Raw genomic sequence first — 18,613 nt, forward strand, 5'->3', positions numbered from 1 at the left:
GATGTGTAATACATGACATCCTGTCCGAGGCGCTCGATGATGACGCGCCGTCTCCGGCTCGCGCCGGGGTCAGCACAGGGCCGGGAACCCGAAGTGCCGGTTTCTCCGACCACAAGGCAGACAACCGATGGAGGTCAACGATGACCACGACATTCCGACGACGGGGCGGGGCGGGGGCGGCAGTCGCACTGTCGCTCACGCTCCTGTTCAGTCTCTGCACCCCACTCGCGGCGAACGCCGCAACACCCGCCGCCACGGCGAGCGGCTTCGGCCCCGCGTCCGACAGCGGCACGGCCGACGCCGCAGGCGTCAGTGACGCCTCGGGCACCGACGCCCTCGAGGCGACGGCCCCGCTCACCGCCAACGAGGCGGTGCACCGTACCGAGGCCGGCGATGAGGCCGAGCTGCCGGACCGGCCCTCGGCCGGGACGGCGAGCCGATCGACGGCCCGCGCCGCAGCCGCGGAGTGCTCGACCGCGGCATTCGCGGCCGTGCAGGGCAGGGCGCTCGTCGACCTCGTGACGGCGAGCACCACGGATTGCGTCAACACGCTGTTCCAGGCGAAGGGCGCCGACGCGAAGGCGATCTTCGCGGAGTCGCAGATGGTGACGATCGCGAACGAGCTGCGTACCGTCGCCGCCGCGTATCCGGGTGACAACAGCACCTCGGCGGCACAGCTCGTGCTCTTCCTCCGGGCCGGCTACTACGTGCAGTACTACGACCCTCAGAACGTCGGCGACTACGGCGACACGCTGTCGAATGCGACTGCCGGGGCGCTCGACGCGTTCTTCGGCAACGCCCGCTCGCGGGACGTGACCGACGCGAACGGCGAGATCCTCGGCGAGGCCGTCATCCTCATCGACAGCTCCGAGCTGAACGCGCGGTACCTCGACGTGGTCGAGCGACTGCTCACGAGCTACGACGCCGAGTACGAGGCATCCTGGTGGATGCGGAACGCGGTGAACAACACCTTCACGGTGCTGTTCCGGGGCCACCAGGTGCCGGCGTTCGTCTCGGCCATCGCCGCCGACCCGGGCCTGCTCACCACGCTGCGCGACTTCGCGGTCGCCCACCTCGACCTCCTCGGAGGAGGCTCCGCCTTCCTGCCGTCGAACGCGGGACGCGAGCTCGCCCGCTTCCTCGGCGACGACGCGGTGCGCGCTGCGGCGAAGCCCCCGGTGGTCGACCTGCTGACGCGAACCTCGCTCGACTCGCCGACCGCGCCGCTCTGGATCGCGACCGCGACCGTCGCGAACTACTACGACGGTGGGGCCTGCGCCAACTACGGCACCTGCAACCTCTCCGAACGCGTCGCCGACGCCGTGCTCCCGACCGAGCACGTCTGCTCGTCGAGCATCACGATCCGCGCCCAGGAGATCAGTGCCGACCAGCTCGCAGCGAGCTGCTCGAGCCTGCTCGCCCAGGACCGGTACTTCCACGCGGTCGCGAAGGACCCGGGGCCGGTGCCGAACGACGTGAACTCGCGGATCGAGGTCGTCGTGTTCGACTCGAGCAGCGACTACCAGAGCTATGCCGGCGCCATCTTCGGCATCGACACGAACAACGGCGGCATGTACCTCGAGGGCGACCCCTCGGCGGCCGACAACGTCGCGCGCTTCATCGCCTACGAGGCCGAATGGCTCCGTCCGGCGTTCGCGGTGTGGAACCTGAACCACGAGTACACCCACTACCTCGACGGCCGGTTCAACATGTACGGCGACTTCGAGGAGGGCATGCAGACGCCCACCATCTGGTGGGTCGAGGGCTTCGCGGAGTTCATCTCGTACCACTACCGGGGTGAGGACTACACGGCCGCGCAGGCGGCGGCCGCGCAGGGCACCTACCGGCTCAGCCAGCTCTTCGACACGAACTACGACCACGGACAGGAACGGGTCTACCGCTGGGGTTACCTCGCCGCGGCGTTCATGCTGAACGAGCGCCCGGCCGAACTGCAGACCATCCTCGGCTCGTACCGCGCCGGCGACTGGGACGCGGCGCGCACCTACATCACGGACACGATCGGCACGCGGTACGACGCCGACTTCGCTGCGTACCTCGAGCGATGCGCGGCGGGCGAGTGCAGCGCCGACCTCGGCGGGGGGACCGACCCGGTCAACCGCGTGCCGGTGGCGTCCTTCGGGATCTCGATCGACGGCCTGAACGTCGGCTTCACCGACACGTCGACCGACGAGGACGGCTCGATCGCCTCGCGCCGCTGGCAGTTCGGCGACGGCCGGGAGTCGACCGAGGCGAACCCGTCGGTCGCTTTCGCCGCGGCGGGCACGTACTCGGTCACCCTGACGGTGACCGATGACGACGGGGCGACCGGCACGGTCACCCTGCCCGTCGCCGTCGACGACGACGGCGGCCCGGCACTCCCCGAGTGCACCGGCTCCGACCGCCGCCAGCTCGACGACGAGTGCGTCCGCTCGGGGCGTTCCTCGGCACGCGGCGACACCGACGGCCTCTACATCTGGATCCCCGCCGGGACCGCCCAGGTGACCGTCACGACGACGGGCGGCACCGGCGACGCCGACCTCTACTACAACTGCTACGACTGGGCCGGCGCGAACGCGCACGTCGCCCGCTCGACGACGCGCGGCAGCAACGAGGAGAGCGTCGTGGTCGCCTGGCCCCAGCCCGGGTGGAACTACGTCGGCCTGACCGCCGTCGAGGCGTTCGCGGGGGTGAGCGTCACGGCCAGCTACTGATCGCATGACCGGCGGCCGTGCCCGCCCGGGGATTTCCGGGCGGGCACGGCCGCTGCGATTCCCGCGTGGGCCTGACGAGGCGCGCTTCGGTTGCGAGCACGCGGCGGTGCGATTAGTGTGATCGGATCGGCGAGGTCGAATCGATTCGACTCGTGCCGATCCGCGGAAGAGAGACAGGCAGCATTTGACCCCCGGCCACACGACGCACCCCACTCGCGCCCGCCGCGAACTCCTCTCGTGGCGCAACGCCGTCTTCGCGATCTTCTTCCTCTCGGGGCTGAGCCTCGCGAGCTGGGTCGCCCGCCTTCCCGAGGTGCGCGACGAGACGGGCCTCAGCACCCAGGGCGTCGGGCTCGTCATCCTCTCCGGATCCATCGCGTCGGTGCTCGGCCTCATCGCCGCCCCGCCGCTCATGGCGCGCTTCGGCGCCCGAGCGGGCATGGCCGGCGCGCTCATCGCCGTCTCGCTCGGGCTCGTGTTCATCGGCTTCGGCGGCTCGCTCCTGCCGTCGATCCCGCTCATCGCGATCGGCCTGGCCTTCGCGGGCTTCGGCAACGGCGCCGTCGACGTCATGATGAACGTCGAGGGCGCGGAGGCCGAGCGCGAGATCAGCCGCACGCTCATGCCGCTCATGCACGCGTTCTTCTCCTTCGGCACGGTCGCGGGCGCCGGCATCGCGGCCGCGGCTGCGGCCCTGGCCGTGCCGGTCGCGGTGCACCTGTCCGCGATCGCCGCCGTCATCGCGATCGGCGCGATCGTCTCGGTGCGCTTCGTGCCCAAGCGCAGCGAACTCGGCGACCCGTCCGCCGCCGACGAGCGAGCGGATGCCGCATCCGCACGCCCGTGGACGGAACGGTTCCGCGACGGCCTCAGGGTCTGGGGCGACGTGCGGCTGCTCCTCATCGGCGTCATCATGCTCGGCATGTCTTTCGCCGAGGGATCGGCGAACGACTGGCTCACGCTCGCGGCGGTCGACGGCCATGGCCTCGACCCCGCCGTGGGCGCCGCGATCTTCACCGTCTTCGCGGTGTCGATGACCACCGCCCGCGTGCTCGGCGGGCCGCTCGTCGACCGGTTCGGCCGGGTAGCGACGCTCCGCGTGCTCGCCGCGACCGGCGTCGTGGGACTCAGCCTCTTCATCTTCGGCACCGAGATGTGGGTGATCGTCATCGGCACGATCATGTGGGGCGTCGGCGCGTCGATGGGCTTCCCGGTGGGCATGTCCGCCGCGGCCGACGTTCCCGACCGCGCACAGGCCGCGGCCCGGGTGAGCGCCGTGGCGATCATCGGCTATTGCGCGTTCCTCGTCGGCCCGCCGTTCATCGGCTTCCTGGGCGAGCACTTCGGGCTGCTGAACGCCCTGCTCGTGATCCTCGCGCTCATGGTGATGGCCGGACTCGCGGCTCCTGCGGCGCGCGAGCGCTCGCGCATGCCCGGCGCGACGGGCGGCGAGTCCGACGGACCGGCGAACGGGTCCGCCGCCGCGGCATCCGACGCATAAACTCATCGGGTGCGTCTCGTCATCGCCCGCTGCTCCGTCGACTATGCGGGGCGCCTCGCGGCCCATCTCCCACTCGCCACCCGCCTGCTGATGGTGAAGGGCGACGGCAGCCTGCTCGTGCACTCCGACGGCGGCAGCTACAAGCCGCTCAACTGGATGAGCCCGCCGTGCACGCTCACGGCGCTCGAGCCCGACGACGACCAGCGTGCCGCGGGCATCGTCGAGCTCTGGAAGGTCGTCCACCAGAAGACCGCCGACCAGCTGATCGTCTCGATCCACGAGGTGCTGCACGACACGAACCACGAGCTCGGCATCGACCCGGGCCTGCAGAAGGACGGCGTGGAGGCGCACCTGCAGAAGCTGCTCGCCGAGCAGATCGAGCTCCTCGGCGACGGCCACCGGCTCGTGCGCCGCGAGTACATGACGGCGATCGGCCCGGTCGACATCCTCGCGACGGATGCCTCGGGCGCCTCGGTCGCCGTCGAGCTCAAGCGCCGCGGCGACATCGACGGCGTCGAGCAGCTGACGCGCTACCTCGAGCTCATGAACCGCGATCCGCACCTCGCGCCGGTGACGGGCGTCTTCGCGGCGCAGGAGATCAAGCCGCAGGCCCGCACCCTCGCGGAGGACCGCGGCATCCGCTGCCTCGTGCTCGACTACGACGCGATGCGCGGGGTCGACGACGGTCACTCCCGCTTGTTCTGATCCGCGCGAGGGGTTGACGCGCCAGGAGCGACGTGGGAAGGTTCTCTTCCTGAGAATCCCTCAGGCTTGCTAGCCGTAGGATGTCACGATGACTTCCACGACCCCCATCGAGACCGTCGCGCCGCCGCGAACCTGGTCGGCCGTGCTGTTCGACCTCGACGGCACGATCGTCGACTCGGCCGCCGACATCACCGGGTCCCTCGCGCACATGTTCACCACGCTCGGCCTCGACGTCCCCTCCGACGAGGTACTGCGTGCATACGTCGGCCCGCCCCTGCTCGACAGCCTGCGGCTGTCCGCCGGGTTCGACGACGCGGAGGCCTGGAAGGCACTCACCATCTACCGCGAGCACTATGCCGACCACGTGCTGCGCTCCCCCGTGTTCCCCGGCGTCGCCGGCGTGCTCGAGCGGCTGCACGCCGCAGGCATCCCGATCGCGCTCGCGACGTCGAAGCCCGAGTCGATGGCCCGCAAGGTGCTCGACCACCAGGGTCTCAGCCAGTACTTCACCGAGATCGCCGGCGCGAGCGACGACGAGCAGCGCAGCACGAAGGCCGACGTCGTCGCCGAGGCGCTGCGTCGCCTCCAAGCGACGGGCGTCGACACCGAGAACGCCGTGATGGTCGGCGATCGTGGATACGACACGCTCGGCGCCCTCGCCAACGGCGTGCCGACGATCCTCGTCGAGTGGGGCTACGGCTCCCCCGACGAAGCCGCCGACGCCATGGCGGTCGTGCACTCGGCCGACCAGCTGCGGAACCTGCTGCTCGGCTGAGGGACTCAGTAGTCCGATGCCACCGGCACGACCTCGACCGTGAACGCGACCGTCTCCCCGGTCTCGCTGTTCTCGAGCGTCACCGCGGTCGATCCGACGGCGAGCGCCGTGAGTCCGGGGTTGAACTGCGCACTCCCGTCGTCACGGCCCGGCGTGAACTCGACGATCGAGGGGTCCTCGATCTCGGCGTCCCACTCGGCGTAGGTCTCGTCGTCGCCCGTCAGGTCGATCACGTTGCCGTCGACCACCTCGATGGTCTCGCCCTCGATGTCGGCGATCTCGACGACGACGGGCGCTGGCAGCGTGTCGGCGCCGGTGCCGGATCCGGCGGAGCACCCGGCGAGCAGGAGCGCGCCGGCCGCGACCGCGAGCAGCAGGGGCGGCACCGCACGTCGCCCGGCACGCGGCATCCGCTCGCTCGCACTCGTTCCATCGGCCATCGTGCACCCCTCCGCCCGCGGCGCCCCCCGGTGCCGTTCCGTTCAGCGTAGACCGAGCGGATGCCGCACGGCACCCCCACCCGATCGCCGCCGACGCTCAGGGCGAATACATAACTTGATGGATCCTCAGCGTCGAGGGATCGCAAGAATCTCCCCCATCCGGGTGGCACGCGCGCATGATCGACGCGGATCACGAAGCGAACGCAACAGACATGCGTCGTGCTGTTCGAAAGCAGGTACAGCTCTTCCATAGGCAGGCAGTGCAGTGCAGTATTCCGATTACGTTCGCCCACCGACGAACGTCGTACGCGCCCCGCGGTCACCTCCACGGGGCGTTCGAAGGGAGAAGCATGTCTGGATTCACGGGCCGCGCGCGCAAGCGCGCGGTTGCGGTCATCCCGGTACTCGCGCTCGCTGCCACCGGTCTGGTGTCATTCGGCGCATCGGGAGCGGTCGCGGCTGAATCGCCGGTCTCACCACCGGTGATCAGCGATTCCGAGTACTACATGAACTACGTGGCACCTCGCGCCGAGGGGCGGTTCGACACCGACGGCGAAGTCCTCGTCGACGCATCCGGCGCAAGCGCGAGGTCGTCGGCGCAGGTCCTGGCCGAGGCCGAGGCCGTCGACCGCAAGTACTCGCAGGGCAACCCGATCGCCGCGAAGGGACTCGCCACGCTGGAGGCGAAGTCGCTGGCCACGGGCAAGAACCCCAAGGAGCTGAAGAAGCCCAAGCACGACAAGAAGCCCAAGAAGACGAACTTCAAGCAGGCCGAGTCGACGCAGGAAGCGAAGCTCCTCACGATCCTCGTCGAGTTCAACGAGAACGCGAACGACGACTTCACCGGCACCTACGTGCCGACCGAGTTCGGCTCGAAGGAATGCAAGCCGGGCGACATCCAGAACGGCCCGACGCACAACGGCATCCCGAACCCGGCCGACTACGAGCTCGAGGACAACAACTCGATGTGGGTGCCCGACTTCTCGTCGGAGCACTACAACAAGATGCTCTTCACCGACGACGGCATCACCGATCGAGTGCGCACCGACCTCACCGGCCCCGACGGCAAGCCCGGCTTCGACATCTCGGGCTACACGATGAAGAACATGTACGAGGAGATGTCGCGCGGCGCCTACACGGTGCACGGCGAGGCCACTCCCTGGATCACCGTGCCGCACTCCGAAGCCTGGTACGGCGCGAGCCGCTGCTTCCTGAACGAGGCCGGCGAGTACGAGGCCGGCGAGATCCAGGACCAGAACGGCCACCCCGACAACCCCAAGGCCGCGGGTCAGCTGCCGATCGACGCGGTCGCGGCACTCGCAGAGGCGCAGCCCGACTTCCCGTGGAGCGACTACGACATCGAGGACCAGGGCGACCGTGACGGCGACGGCGACTTCAACGAGCCCGACGGCGTGATCGACCACGTCGTGCTCGTCCACGCCGGCGAAGACAAGTCGGGCGGCGGCGGCGAGCAGGGCACGTACGCCATCTGGGCGCACTCCTCGGCTGTCGCCGGCGGCGCGGACATCCCGGGCACCGACCTCAAGCTGTCGAACTACATCGTGCAGCCCGAGGACTCGGGCGTCGGCGTGTTCGCGCACGAGTACGGCCACGACCTCGGCCTGCCCGACCTGTACGACACGTCGAACCAGGGCAACTCCGACATCGACTTCTGGGACCTCATGAGCTCCGGCTCGCACTCCGGCCCCATCTTCCAGTCGATGCCGAGCCACATGGGCATCTGGGACAAGTGGGTCCTCGGCTGGGTCGACCCGGTCGTGATGAACCCCGGTGACGACGCCGAGACGATCAAGGTCGGCCAGGCGTCCCGCTCGCCCAAGGGCACCGAAGACGGCGTGAAGATCAACCTGCCCGACAAGGTCATCACCCTCGCAGAGCCGGCCAGCGGCGAGAACATGTGGTACACGGGTGCCGACCAGGACTGGGGCGACATCCGCATCTCGCGCACAGTCGACGTCCCGACCGACGCGAAGTTCTGGATGAGCAACAACTTCGTCATCGAAGAGGACTGGGACTTCGGCTTCGTCGAGGTCTCGACCGACGGCGGCACCACCTGGACCGACGTGAAGGTCTTCAACGAAGACGGAACCGAGGCCACGACGTCCGAGGACTACCCCGACCCGAACGGCAACCTCGCCACCTTCGGCGACAAGACGTACGGCCTCACGGGCAGCAGCGACGGCTGGGCTCGCCAGTACATCGACCTCTCGTCGTACGCGGGCACCACGGTGGGCGTTCGCCTGCGCCTCGCGACCGACGCCGCCTTCCAGGAGCGCGGATGGTTCGCCGACGACTTCGCCGTCACGAGCGGAGCAACCGAGGTCTGGACCGACGACGTCGAGAGCGGTGACAACGGCTGGACCGCCGAGGTCGCCAGCTTCGCCGACACGACCGGCCCCGGCTGGCGCATCGACACCGGTACGTCGCACAAGGCGCAGTACTACATGGTCGAGTGGCGCAACTTCGACGGGTTCGATGAGGGCCTGAAGTACGGCTACAACTCGGTGTACAGCGCCGGCGCGTGGAAGGTCGAGAAGGTCGCGTACAACGCTCCCGGAGCGCTGGTCTGGTACCGCGACACGACCTACGGCAACACCAACCACGTGCGCACCAACGAGACGGCACTGCCGAGCTACGGCGCGAAGGGCGGCCTGCTGCTCGTCGACAGCCACTTCGACCCGCTGCGTCGCACCGGTGACGCCGCCGCGGCCGACGGCACGCTGCAGCACAACCTGCCGTCTCGTTCGCAGTCCTCCGACGTGGCCTTCGGCCTCACCCCGACGCACGCCTTCACGGAGTGCATCACGGGTGCGGAGCTGACGACCGAGTACTGCACCGACGTTCCGTCGCGCGCGCCGGTGAGCACCTTCACCGACGACCTCGGCTGGACCTCGGGTCTCGAGGTGCTGCCCGACGGCCGCATGGCCCGCCGCTTCCGCGACGGTTCGGCAGTCGTGCCGTCGGTCGGAAACGCGCCGTACAGCACGCGGATCGTCGACTTCGACGGCAACCCGCTGACCGATCTGTACGGTGCGGCCAGCCCGCTCGGTGGCGTCTTCGGCACCGGCAACCCTGCCGACGACGGCGTGGGCTACGGCACCGTCATCACGGTGAAGAAGGCGTTCAAGGGCAACCAGTCCGCCCTCATCTCGATCACTCCACCCACGGCGGGCTGATCGGACTCACCGGCACGAAACGACGAGGCGTCGGCTCCCTTCGGGGGCCGGCGCCTCGCCGCGTGTCAGACCGCGTTCGGCACGAAGAGCCGGCGGATGATTCGGCCCTCGGCGAGCGCGTCGAGGCTCTCGTTGACCTCCGCGAGCGGAACGGTGTCGGTGTGCAACAACTCCATCGGCAGTCGCCCGGCACGCCAGAGCGCGAGGTAGCGTGCGATGTCCCGTGCGGGCACCGCGTCGCCCATGTAGGAGCCGAGCAGGCGCTTGCCCGACCCCGCGAACTGCAGTGCCGGCACCGTGAGCTCCTGCTCGGGGTGCGGCAGTCCGACAGAGACGAGCGCGCCGCCCCGGGCGAGCAGCTCGAGGCACGCGCCCATGACCCGCGCGCTGCCGACCGCCTCGATCGCGATGTCGACCCCGACACCGCCGGTGAGGTCGGCGACGAGGTCGGCGGCGGCCTCCGGAGTGGCGACCGCATTTGCGCCCGCCTGCAGTGCGAGCTCGTGCTTGTCGGTGTTGGGATCGACGGCGATGACGGCGACGTCGTCGATCTGGGCCGCCGCCATGACCGCCGCGAGACCCACCGCGCCGAGGCCGAAGACGATCACGGATTGACCGGGCACCACCTGGGCGGTGTTGAACACCGCGCCCATGCCGGTGAGTGCGGCGCAGCCGAACATCGCGGCGATCTCGAACGGTACGTCCCGATCGATGACGACAAGCGACTCCGCGGCGACGACGGCGTACTCGGCGAAGGCCGAGACTCCGAGGTGATGATGCACCCGGCCGCCGACGGCATCGGTGAGCACGGATGCCCCGTGCAGCAGCTCACCCGAACCGTTCACCTCCGCGGCGCGCGAGCACAGAGCCGGCCGGCCTGCTCGGCACTCCCGGCAGTCGCCGCAGCTCGGCACGAAGACGAGCACGACATGGTCGCCGGCCGCGATGCCGTCGACCCCTTCGCCGACCGCTTCGACGATGCCCGCCGCCTCGTGGCCGAGCGCCATCGGCAGCGGGCGGGGCCGGGAGCCGTTCACGACCGACAGGTCGGAGTGGCAGAGGCTCGCGCGCTCGATGCGCACACCCACCTCGCCGGCGCGCGGACCGGTGACGTCGAGCGCCTCGATCACGAGCGGCCGGCTCTCGGCATAGGGGCGGGCCGAGCCCTGCGTGCGGAGGACGGCGCTACGCATCCGTCGCCTCGACGTAGCGCTCGATGACCCGGTCGGCGAGCAGCGGGATGATGCGGCCCACGCCGATGCGCTGGAAGTGCTCGGACTCGCGATGGGCGGCGAAGCCGGCCTCGTCGTCGTAGCGCTCGAGGATGACGATCTCGTCGGGGTCGGCGACGCCGCGGTAGAAGTCGTAGGCGTGGTTCGCCGGCTCGGCGCGACTGGCCGCGGCGAGCTCGCCGAGCAGCTCGAGCACGGTCTCGGTCTCGCCGGGAAGCGGGAAGTAGCGGGCGATGACCTGGAATCGGGGTGCTGGCATATGGGTCTCCTGTCGAATGGGGAGCAGCAGGGCCCCGGCCGGAGACCGGCGACGGGGCATCCGCTCAGCGTCGGGTGATCGACCAGAGCTCGACGTCGCTCGTCGAGACGGCCTTGGCCCCGCCCTTGAGGGCGGTGATCACGTCGTTGCGGCTCTGCACGAAACCGGCCGCGACGTAGGGCGTGAGTTCGGCGAGATCCTGCTGTGCGATGTACGGGATGACCGGCCACGGCATGAGCTGCACGAGGTGCGGCCGATTCTGCCGCACCGCGTTGGTGCTGCGCGGCAGCGTGGACCGGTCGGTGATGAAGACCTTCTGCATGGTCACCATGCCGAGCTGGTTGGCCTTCTGGATCAGCATCGTGCGGGTCGTGATGAGCCCCTGCGCGCCGATCTTGCGGAGATACTCGACGCCGCCGCGATCCTGCGCGAGGCCGTCGCTGTTGTCGATGTTGACGAAGACGAACTTGCCCGCAGACGAGAGCGTGGCGACGAGGCCCTCGAGGTCGGGGAGCGCCACGTTCGCGGCGATCGCGACCTGGCACGGCCCTGCGAGGAACGCCTCGACCGACTCGGTGCCGTAGAGCGAGGCGACGACGGGATTCCGGAACAGTCGCTCGTCGAGCGAGCGGGGGAATTCCAGCACGTTCACCGCATTCCTGCCCTCATCTGCGGACTCGTTCACGGCAGCATCAGGCGTCGAGCCCCAGTTTACCGGGGTTCAGCAGGTTCTTCGGGTCGAGCGCCGCCTTCACGGCACGCAGCACCTCGAAGCCCGCGCCGAGCGACTCCGCCATGTACGGCGCACGCAGCAGGCCCACGCCGTGGTGGTGGCTGAGGGTCGCGTCGTGCTTCAGGATCACGGCGTTCGCGGCATCCCATGCCGCCCGATACCATTCCGCGCGCCGGTCGACCTCGACATCGCCGCGGAGCGAGAAGTAGAGGCAGGCGCCGTCGACGTAGGCGTGCGACTGGTGGGCGGAGCCGGCGAGCGTGCCCGGCACCGCGTTGATCGCGGCGACGACCTCGTCGTAGATCGCGGGCAGGTCGCGCCAGCGGCCGATCATCTCGAGGGTGTCGGCGACGAAGCCGGGGCTGCGCGTGAAACCCTCGGCGCTCTTGCCCGTGAGGTAGCGGGTGTCGAGCCAGCGCTCGAAGATCGCCTCGTCGTCGAGCTCGACGCCGGTCTCGGCGCAGATGCGCTCGCTGATCGCGAGGCCGGCGTCGACGAGCTCCTGCGTGCCCTCGTCGGCGACGAGCAGCACGTTCTGCTCGGGCAGGTCGAACTGCACGCCGCTCTCGAGGTTGTCGTAGAGGCGCAGCGCCGCGGGGTTCGCGCCCTGCTGCATGATCTGGCGGCACGCCTCGAGGCCCGCCGCGAAAGTCGGGAAACCGTAGGCGATGGCGCGGCCGTACGACGGGAGGCGGTGCAGCTTGAACCGGATCGTCGTGATGACGCCGAGGGTGCCCTCGGAGCCGATGACGAGCTGCAGCAGGTCGGGCCCGACGGCGGCTCGGGCGCTCTCGCCCACCGTGATGAGCGAGCCGTCGGCCAGCACGACATCCATGCCGTAGACCATGTCCTCGATCTTGCCGTAGCGCGTCGACAGCTGGCCTGCACCGCGGCAGGCAACCCAGCCGCCAACCGTCGAGATGCCGTACGACGAGGGCCAGTGGCCCATCGTCATGCCGTACTCCGACTGGATGAGCTCCTCGAAGACGTCGCCGAACATTCCGGCCTCGACCTCGACGATCTGGCTCTCCTCGTCGAAGCTCACGAAGCGGTTGAGCTCGCACACGTCGAGCACGATGCCGCCGCGCACCGGGAGGGCGGCGCCTGTCACGTTGCTGCGGCCGGCCGAGACGGTCACGGGCAGGTCGTGGGCGTCGGCGATCCGCATGACGGCCTGCACCTGCTCGGTCGTCGAGACCTTGACGATGACGGCGTCGGGCGTCGCGGGCGTGCCGGCGGTCTCGCCGATCATCGTTCCGGCCCACCAGTCGCGGGTGCCCTCGACGACGGATGCCGTGTCGGTGACCACCTGGTCGGCGGCCGCTTCGAGCTCGCCGACGACGGCCGCGGGAACGGCGACGACGTCCGCCTGGAAGTACGCCTCCGAGCCGATCGTCTCGATGCTCGCGGCGTAGTGCGGCTGGGTGGGGGCACCCACCACGTAGTTGCCGCGGTTGTAACCGCGCTTGACGGCTTCCTTGCTGATCATTCGGACTCTCCCATCAGGATGGCGCGTTCGTGCGCCGTGGCGGTCTGGTACGCGGTCACCTGGGCGGTGACCGCGGCGTCGCTGAGGCCGAGCTCGGCCTGCAGCAGCTGGCCCACGCGCGGCGCGGCGGCGGCGGAGGCGTCGCGGGCCATGAGGCGCGCGCGGGTGCGGCGGCTCAGCACGTCATCGACGCTGCGGGCCATCTCGTGGCGGGCCGAGTAGACGACCTCGGCCTCGAGGTAGGGCAGCCCCTCGACGATGGGCGTGGCGAGCGACGGGTCGTTTCCGAGGATGTCGGTGATGAACGGCGCCTCGTTGCCGTAGCGCTCCCCGAGGTGGGCGGCGAGCCCGCCCGAGGCGGTGACCGCCTCGGGGTCGTACCCGGCGGCGCCGAGGAGGTAGGCGTCCTTCGTGATGCACCGGCGTCGCTCGCCGAGCACCTTCTGCGCGGCGTCGATCGTCTGCTGCGCCATGTGGCGCGAGGTCGTGAGCTTGCCGCCAACGACGGTGACGAGGCCGTCGCGGTCGGTGCGGATCTCGTGCTTGCGCTTGACGTCGATGGTCTTGCCGCCGGGCGGAGCGACGAGCGGGCGGCAGCCGCCGATGCTGCCGACGACGTCGGCGGCCTCGAGGTCGGTGTTCAGCGCGGTGCGCGCCCCCGAGATGAGGAAGTCCATCTCCTCGCGCGTGCAATTCACGTCGTCGAGGTCGCCCGTGTAGTCCTCGTCGGTCGTGCCGAGGTAGGCGGTGTCGCCCCAGCGCGTGATCGTCGCACGGCGGTTGCGCCCGGGGATCGGGATCGTGACCGTGCAGTCGTTGCGGATCTTGGTCCACGGCACGGCGATGTGCACGCCCTTGGCCGGGCGGATGTTCGGGGCATCCGCATCGGCGCCCGCGCCGTTCCAGTCGCGGAGCCACGCACCCGTCGCGATGACGACGACGCGGGCCAGCGCGGAGATCTCGCGACCGTCGACCTCGGCGACGACACCGCTGACCTTGCCTCGGCTGCGGGTGACCTCGGTCACCTTCGCGCCGTTCAGGATGATCGCCCCGTGGTGGGCCGCGGTGCGGGCGAGGGTGAGCGTGAGGCGGGCGTCGTCGGCGCGCGCGTCGTAGTACATGAAGCCGCCGTCGAGGTTCTCGGCCTTGAAGGTCGAGCAGTGGGCGAGCACCTCGTTCTTCGAGAGCTTCTGGTGCAGCACGCCCTCGCGCCAGCCTCCGGCCAGGTCGTAGGTCCAGAGCAGGCTCTCGAAGCCCGCGGCGAGGCGTCGGTCGAAGACGCCGTCGTGCGAGAGCACCGGGAAGAGGAACGGCAGCCGCTGCACGAGGTGCCGGGCGTTCTTCCGCAGCCGCTGCCGTTCGAGCAGCGAGTGGCGTACGAGCGGCAGGTTGCCCTGCTCGATGTACCGCAACCCGCCGTGGATCATCTTCGACGACTTCGACGAGGTGCCCGACGCGAAGTCGTCCTTCTCGAGCAGCGCCACGCGGTACCCGCGAAGCGCGGCGTCCATCGCGGCATACGCCCCGGTCACGCCGCCGCCGACGATGATCATGTCGAAGCGGCCTCCCTCGACGGCGGCCACCTGCTCGGCGCGGCCGAGCTGCAGGGGTTCGACCCGGGTCATGCGCTCGCGCGCGGTGTCGGTCTTGCGGGCTGGCAGTCCTACCATCGTGTGGTTCTCTCTACTTCCGTGTTGCACGGCTCGTGGTGAGCCGGAGTTCGTTGTCGATGCGTTCGTTCCACGCCGCTCGGCGCTCGGCGCGCTCGTCGTCGCTGATCAGCGGCTCGAAGACGTCGCCGTCGCCCATCGACGCGGCGGCCTCCTCGAGCGAGTTCCAGAGGAGCCCGTCGGCGCCGGCGAGGAACGCCGCCCCGCGCAGGCTCGCGCCCTCCGAGGCGGGCAGGCGCCGCATCGGCACGCCGACGAGGTCGGCCTGCATCTGGATGAGCGGGTCGCTCGCCGACATCCCGCCGCCGACGACGATCTCGGTGATCGCCGTGCCGGCGACCTGCTCGTCGGCCTCGGCGCTCGAGGCGACCGAGTGCGCGATGCCCTCGAGCACGGCGTACGCGATCTCGGGCAGCGTCGTCGACATCGAGAAGCCCGTGAGCGAGGCCTTCGCCCGGGGCTCCATGACCGGCATCCGGAGGCCGGTGAGCGCGGGCACGAACATCACGCCGTTCGCCGACGGCACCGTGGCCGCGAGCTCGCTGATGCGCTTCGATGACTCGAACCAGCCGAGGGTGTCGCACACCCAGTCGAGGGCCGAGCCGGTCGTCGCCGTGAACGTCTCGACGGCGAAGACGGATGCCCCGTGCCGCCGCCACGCCGTGAGGGTGAGCGTCCCGTCGTACAGGCCCGGGTTCGCCGGCGCCTCCTCACCGATGACGAGGTCGACGAAGCTGCCCGTGCCGTGCACGCACATCGCCTGCCCCTTGCTGAGGCAGCCGAGGCCCACCGTGCCCGCGTGCTGGTCGCCCGCCGCCGCGAGGATCGGCACCTCGATGCCGAGCACCGAGGCATCCGTCACGCCGAAGTCGTCGGCGTCCTGTCGCAGTTCGGGCAGGAGGTCGCTCGGGAATCCGAGCGCGTCGATCCACTCGCGCTCGTACTCGTGGCGGGCGAGCACGTAGGCGCCCGCCGAGGTCGCGTTCGTGGAGGTCGCAGCGTAGGTGCGATCGCGGGAGAGGCTCCAGAGGAGCCATGTCTCGATCGTGCCGAAGCCGAGTCGGCCCGCCCGGTGCGCGGCGGCGACCTCGGGGGTCTCGCGCAGGTGGTGCGCGGCCCAGAGGTAGGGCGAACGCACCCCCGTCGGGCGGCCGACGGTGCGGACCAGCCGTTCGTTCCAGTCGGGCCCGAGGGCCGCGAGCTCGTCGGCGTAGCGGCTGTCCTGCCAGACCATGGCGGGCACGAGGGCTCGGCCGGTCGACGTGTCCCAGAGCACGGTGGTCGCGCGCTGGGTGGCGATGGCGAGGCCGACGAGGGTGACCCCGTCGCCTGCCGCGCGGGCGATGACCGCGCGGCAGGCGTCGATGGTCTTGTCGAGGATCGCGTTCGCATCCTGTTCGACCACGCCCGCGACGGGAGTGCTGACACGGAGGGGGCGGTATTCGAGCGCGTGCACGATGCCGTCGGCCGTGACCCACGCCGCACGCGTGCCGGTCGTTCCTTCGTCGATCGCCAGGATCGCGGGAGTCGTCATGTCGGATGCTGCTTCGCTACTTGGAGGCCAGCACGGATGCCTCGGCGGCGGCTGCCTGCGCCGCGGCGTCGCTCTTGAACTGCGGCGCGTTCAGCTCCTCGTCGGGGCTGATCGCGGTGCGCGTCGGGTCCCACTTGATGATCGAGCAGATGATGAACGCGACGAGCGGCACGACCGAGAGGATGAGGAACGTCGGGCCGAGGCCGATGCCCTCCTTCAGCAGCGGGAAGACGAGCAGGCCGAGCGCTGCGCCCGCGCTGCCGATGGCGCCGATGATGCCGTTCGCGCCCGCCCGGAGCTCGCTGCGGAACGACAGCGTCGAGAGGCTCTTGCCGTTGGCACCGGGGCCGCCCGAGTGGAACAGGATGAACAGCGACGGCACCACGAAGGCGAGCCACAGCGGCATCGACTCGTAGAAGAAGCCGAGCACCACGAGCATCGCGAACACCGCGGCGAACCCGATCGCCGAGGCCCGGCGCAGGCCGAAGCGCTTGCCGATGACGGGCGACATGAACCCGCCGACGATGCCGAAGACGTTGAACACGAGCGCTCCGAGGGTCGCGACCACGAAGTCCTCCCCGAACAGCGCGATGCTGATGATCGGCAGGTACCAGCCGACGGCGAAGTACTGGATCGACTGGGCCATCTGCACCGTCGCGGCGAGCACCGTGCGCGGCAGGTAGATGCCGCGGAAGATCAGTGCGACGTTCGCGAACCCCTTCGTCGCCTGGTTGGTGACGGGGACCCGGTCCTCGACCGGCGCCGCGGTGAACGTGGCACCGTAGATCTTCGTCATCGAGGCGGCGGCGCGGGTGAGCTTTTCCTTGCGGGCGAGCCAGGTCGGGCTCTCGACCATGAAGACCGCCTGCAGCACGAAGAGCACGAGGGCCACGAGGCCGGCGGTGCCGACCGAGTAGCGCCAGATCGAGTCGCCGACGTTCAGGTTGTAGAACATGATCGCGAGCACGAGGTTGGAGCAGACCGCGACGTACCAGATGCCCTGCCAGGTGTTCAGGCGGGCCTTGAAGCGGGCGGGGGTGAACTCCGCGAGCAGCGCCATCGCGATCGCGAAGTCGATGCCGTAGGCGGCGCCGACGAAGAAGCGGCCGGCGAGCACCATCTCGAAGCTCGGGGCGAACGCGGCGAGCATGGCCCCGGCGAGCGCGAGCACCTTGGCGATGAGCAGCGGAGGAATGCGGCCCCACTTGTCGGCGAGCCATCCGCCGATCGGGTTGAAGGCGATCGCGACCCACGACGCCATCGAGGTGAGGATCGCGACCTGCGTGGCACTGAGTTCCATGTCCCGCGTCATCGGCCCGAGACCGGCGGAGAGCGCCGAGTTCGAGAATGCGTCGAGGAACAGCCCACTGAGCGCGAGCCACCAGATCAGGCCGGCGCGGCCTCCGATGCGCGAGCGCGAGTCGATGAAGGAGACGACGTCGCTGACGCCTCGCAGAAGATGTTGTGGCACGGTGTCCGACCTCTCTGTCGGGAAACCCTGTCAGAGACGCGCACAAACCAAAAAAGGGCAGACGAAAACCTCCAACAGGAGGTCTCCATTCTTACCCTATTGGTCACGACCGTAGCCGACGCCGAGGCGTGCGTCAAACCCCCGCTTCGACGCCGCCCCCGGTGCGGGCTCAGGACGTGCTGCTGCCCGCGAGCACGCCGTCGAGCAGTCGATCGATCCCCCATGCGAAGGCCGACGGCTCCGCGTCGCCCGACACGAGGTGCTCGGTCGCCTCGGTGAGCGGATGGCTCGCGGCATCCGACCAGAGCGCCCCGGCCGTCGACCGGTCGGCTGCCTTCTCGACTTCGTCGACCCGCTCGGCGGCATCGAGGGCGGCGACCCCGAGCACGTGAGCCCGCACGGCGTAGGCGGCGCGGGCGGCATCAACCTGCGGCATCCCCTCGGCCATGAAGCCGGCGATGAGCGTCTCGTTCAGCCCCAGTGCATGACGCCCGTCGAGCGGACCGCTCGTGACGAGCACCATGGCGCCCGTGTGCTCGGCGATGCGTGCGCGCATCGCCGCGGCGAGCGCGTGCACGCGCTCTCGCCAGGGAACGCCGGTGTCGGCCGCGGCAGCGAGGTCGAGGCTCGACAGCAGCTCCTCGACCATCGCGCGCAGCAGCGCGTTCTTCGACGGGAAGTACGTGTAGATCGCCGTGGGCGTGAGTCCGAGCGCCGCAGCGACCCCGCGCACTGACACGGCGGCGAAGCCCTTCTGCTCGAGGATCTCGAACGCCGCGTCGACGATGTCGACCTGGCTGACACTGCGCCTCGGTCCGGGTTTCATGCTGCTCCTCGCGCTCGACCCCCAAGCGTAACCGCGCGGTCGGCGCCCGAACGACCGCCGGCGCCGGTCG

At 69.9% G+C, this 18,613-nt stretch carries 14 protein-coding genes; 5 read left to right on the top strand and 9 right to left on the bottom strand.

The window, feature by feature from the left end:
* Nucleotides 1–140 precede the first annotated feature (140 nt).
* From ASD23_RS04435 to ASD23_RS04450, 4 genes are all read left to right on the top strand, one after another.
* Nucleotides 141–2,711 carry a collagenase gene (locus ASD23_RS04435; protein WP_056006745.1) on the top strand — a complete coding sequence of 857 codons (2,571 nt, stop codon included), beginning with the start codon at nt 141–143 and terminating at the stop codon, nt 2,709–2,711.
* Nucleotides 2,712–2,895: 184 nt separating this feature from the next.
* Nucleotides 2,896–4,212, top strand: coding sequence for an MFS transporter (locus tag ASD23_RS04440; protein ID WP_056006748.1), 1,317 nt, complete (start codon nt 2,896–2,898; stop codon nt 4,210–4,212).
* A 9-nt stretch (nt 4,213–4,221) separates the two neighbouring features.
* Nucleotides 4,222–4,917, top strand: coding sequence for an endonuclease NucS (gene nucS / locus ASD23_RS04445; RefSeq protein WP_056006751.1), 696 nt, complete (start codon nt 4,222–4,224; stop codon nt 4,915–4,917).
* 88 nt (nt 4,918–5,005) lie between these two features.
* Nucleotides 5,006–5,692 (top strand): HAD hydrolase-like protein, encoded by a 687-nt coding sequence (locus ASD23_RS04450; RefSeq protein WP_056006753.1) that lies wholly within the window; start codon nt 5,006–5,008, stop codon nt 5,690–5,692.
* Nucleotides 5,693–5,697: 5 nt separating this feature from the next.
* Here the strand turns inward: ASD23_RS04450 and ASD23_RS04455 are convergent, their stop codons facing one another.
* Entirely contained in the window at nt 5,698–6,132 is a 435-nt protein-coding gene (locus ASD23_RS04455) for a hypothetical protein (protein WP_157377002.1), read from the bottom strand.
* A gap of 350 nt (nt 6,133–6,482) precedes the next feature.
* On the opposite strand from ASD23_RS04455, the gene ASD23_RS04460 reads away from it, so the two are divergent.
* A complete protein-coding gene (locus tag ASD23_RS04460) occupies nt 6,483–9,329 on the top strand; it encodes an immune inhibitor A domain-containing protein (protein ID WP_056006759.1) in 2,847 nt (948 codons plus the stop codon).
* A gap of 65 nt (nt 9,330–9,394) precedes the next feature.
* On the opposite strand, the gene ASD23_RS04465 is transcribed toward ASD23_RS04460, so the two are convergent.
* From ASD23_RS04465 to ASD23_RS04500, 8 genes are all read right to left on the bottom strand, one after another.
* Nucleotides 9,395–10,522, bottom strand: coding sequence for an alcohol dehydrogenase catalytic domain-containing protein (locus ASD23_RS04465; RefSeq protein ID WP_056006762.1), 1,128 nt, complete (start codon nt 10,520–10,522; stop codon nt 9,395–9,397).
* On the bottom strand, nt 10,515–10,820 hold the full coding sequence (locus ASD23_RS04470) for a putative quinol monooxygenase (protein ID WP_056006765.1): 306 nt from the start codon (nt 10,818–10,820) through the stop codon (nt 10,515–10,517). Before ASD23_RS04470 ends, ASD23_RS04465 begins: the two co-directional genes overlap by 8 nt.
* Before the next feature lie 64 nt (nt 10,821–10,884).
* Nucleotides 10,885–11,505 carry a glycerol-3-phosphate responsive antiterminator gene (locus ASD23_RS04475; protein WP_235507623.1) on the bottom strand — a complete coding sequence of 207 codons (621 nt, stop codon included), beginning with the start codon at nt 11,503–11,505 and terminating at the stop codon, nt 10,885–10,887.
* A 7-nt stretch (nt 11,506–11,512) separates the two neighbouring features.
* Nucleotides 11,513–13,042, bottom strand: a complete 1,530-nt coding sequence (locus ASD23_RS04480; protein WP_056006768.1) for an FAD-binding oxidoreductase — start codon at nt 13,040–13,042, stop codon at nt 11,513–11,515.
* Nucleotides 13,039–14,712, bottom strand: coding sequence for a glycerol-3-phosphate dehydrogenase/oxidase (locus ASD23_RS04485; RefSeq protein WP_056006771.1), 1,674 nt, complete (start codon nt 14,710–14,712; stop codon nt 13,039–13,041). The genes ASD23_RS04480 and ASD23_RS04485 overlap by 4 nt, the downstream gene beginning before the upstream one ends.
* Nucleotides 14,713–14,725: 13 nt before the next feature.
* Nucleotides 14,726–16,246 carry an FGGY family carbohydrate kinase gene (locus tag ASD23_RS04490; RefSeq protein WP_056006774.1) on the bottom strand — a complete coding sequence of 507 codons (1,521 nt, stop codon included), beginning with the start codon at nt 16,244–16,246 and terminating at the stop codon, nt 14,726–14,728.
* 16 nt (nt 16,247–16,262) lie between these two features.
* Entirely contained in the window at nt 16,263–17,717 is a 1,455-nt protein-coding gene (locus ASD23_RS04495) for an MFS transporter (RefSeq protein WP_056006777.1), read from the bottom strand.
* Nucleotides 17,718–17,886: 169 nt separating this feature from the next.
* A complete protein-coding gene (locus ASD23_RS04500; protein WP_056006780.1) occupies nt 17,887–18,543 on the bottom strand; it encodes a TetR/AcrR family transcriptional regulator in 657 nt (218 codons plus the stop codon).
* Nucleotides 18,544–18,613 lie beyond the last annotated feature (70 nt).

The organism is Agromyces sp. Root1464, from assembly GCF_001427265.1.
GTDB lineage: Bacteria > Actinomycetota > Actinomycetes > Actinomycetales > Microbacteriaceae > Agromyces > Agromyces fucosus.

Bases quoted from the DNA above. Each gene is read 5' to 3' on its own strand.
- ASD23_RS04435 (WP_056006745.1), top strand. From the start codon at position 141: ATGACCACGACATTCCGACGACGGGGCGGGGCGGGGGCGGCAGTCGCA.
- ASD23_RS04450 (WP_056006753.1), top strand. From the start codon at position 5,006: ATGACTTCCACGACCCCCATCGAGACCGTCGCGCCGCCGCGAACCTGG.
- ASD23_RS04455 (WP_157377002.1), bottom strand. From the start codon at position 6,132: ATGGCCGATGGAACGAGTGCGAGCGAGCGGATGCCGCGTGCCGGGCGA.
- ASD23_RS04460 (WP_056006759.1), top strand. From the start codon at position 6,483: ATGTCTGGATTCACGGGCCGCGCGCGCAAGCGCGCGGTTGCGGTCATC.
- ASD23_RS04465 (WP_056006762.1), bottom strand. From the start codon at position 10,522: ATGCGTAGCGCCGTCCTCCGCACGCAGGGCTCGGCCCGCCCCTATGCC.
- ASD23_RS04470 (WP_056006765.1), bottom strand. From the start codon at position 10,820: ATGCCAGCACCCCGATTCCAGGTCATCGCCCGCTACTTCCCGCTTCCC.
- ASD23_RS04480 (WP_056006768.1), bottom strand. From the start codon at position 13,042: ATGATCAGCAAGGAAGCCGTCAAGCGCGGTTACAACCGCGGCAACTAC.
- ASD23_RS04485 (WP_056006771.1), bottom strand. From the start codon at position 14,712: ATGGTAGGACTGCCAGCCCGCAAGACCGACACCGCGCGCGAGCGCATG.
- ASD23_RS04490 (WP_056006774.1), bottom strand. From the start codon at position 16,246: ATGACGACTCCCGCGATCCTGGCGATCGACGAAGGAACGACCGGCACG.
- ASD23_RS04500 (WP_056006780.1), bottom strand. From the start codon at position 18,543: ATGAAACCCGGACCGAGGCGCAGTGTCAGCCAGGTCGACATCGTCGAC.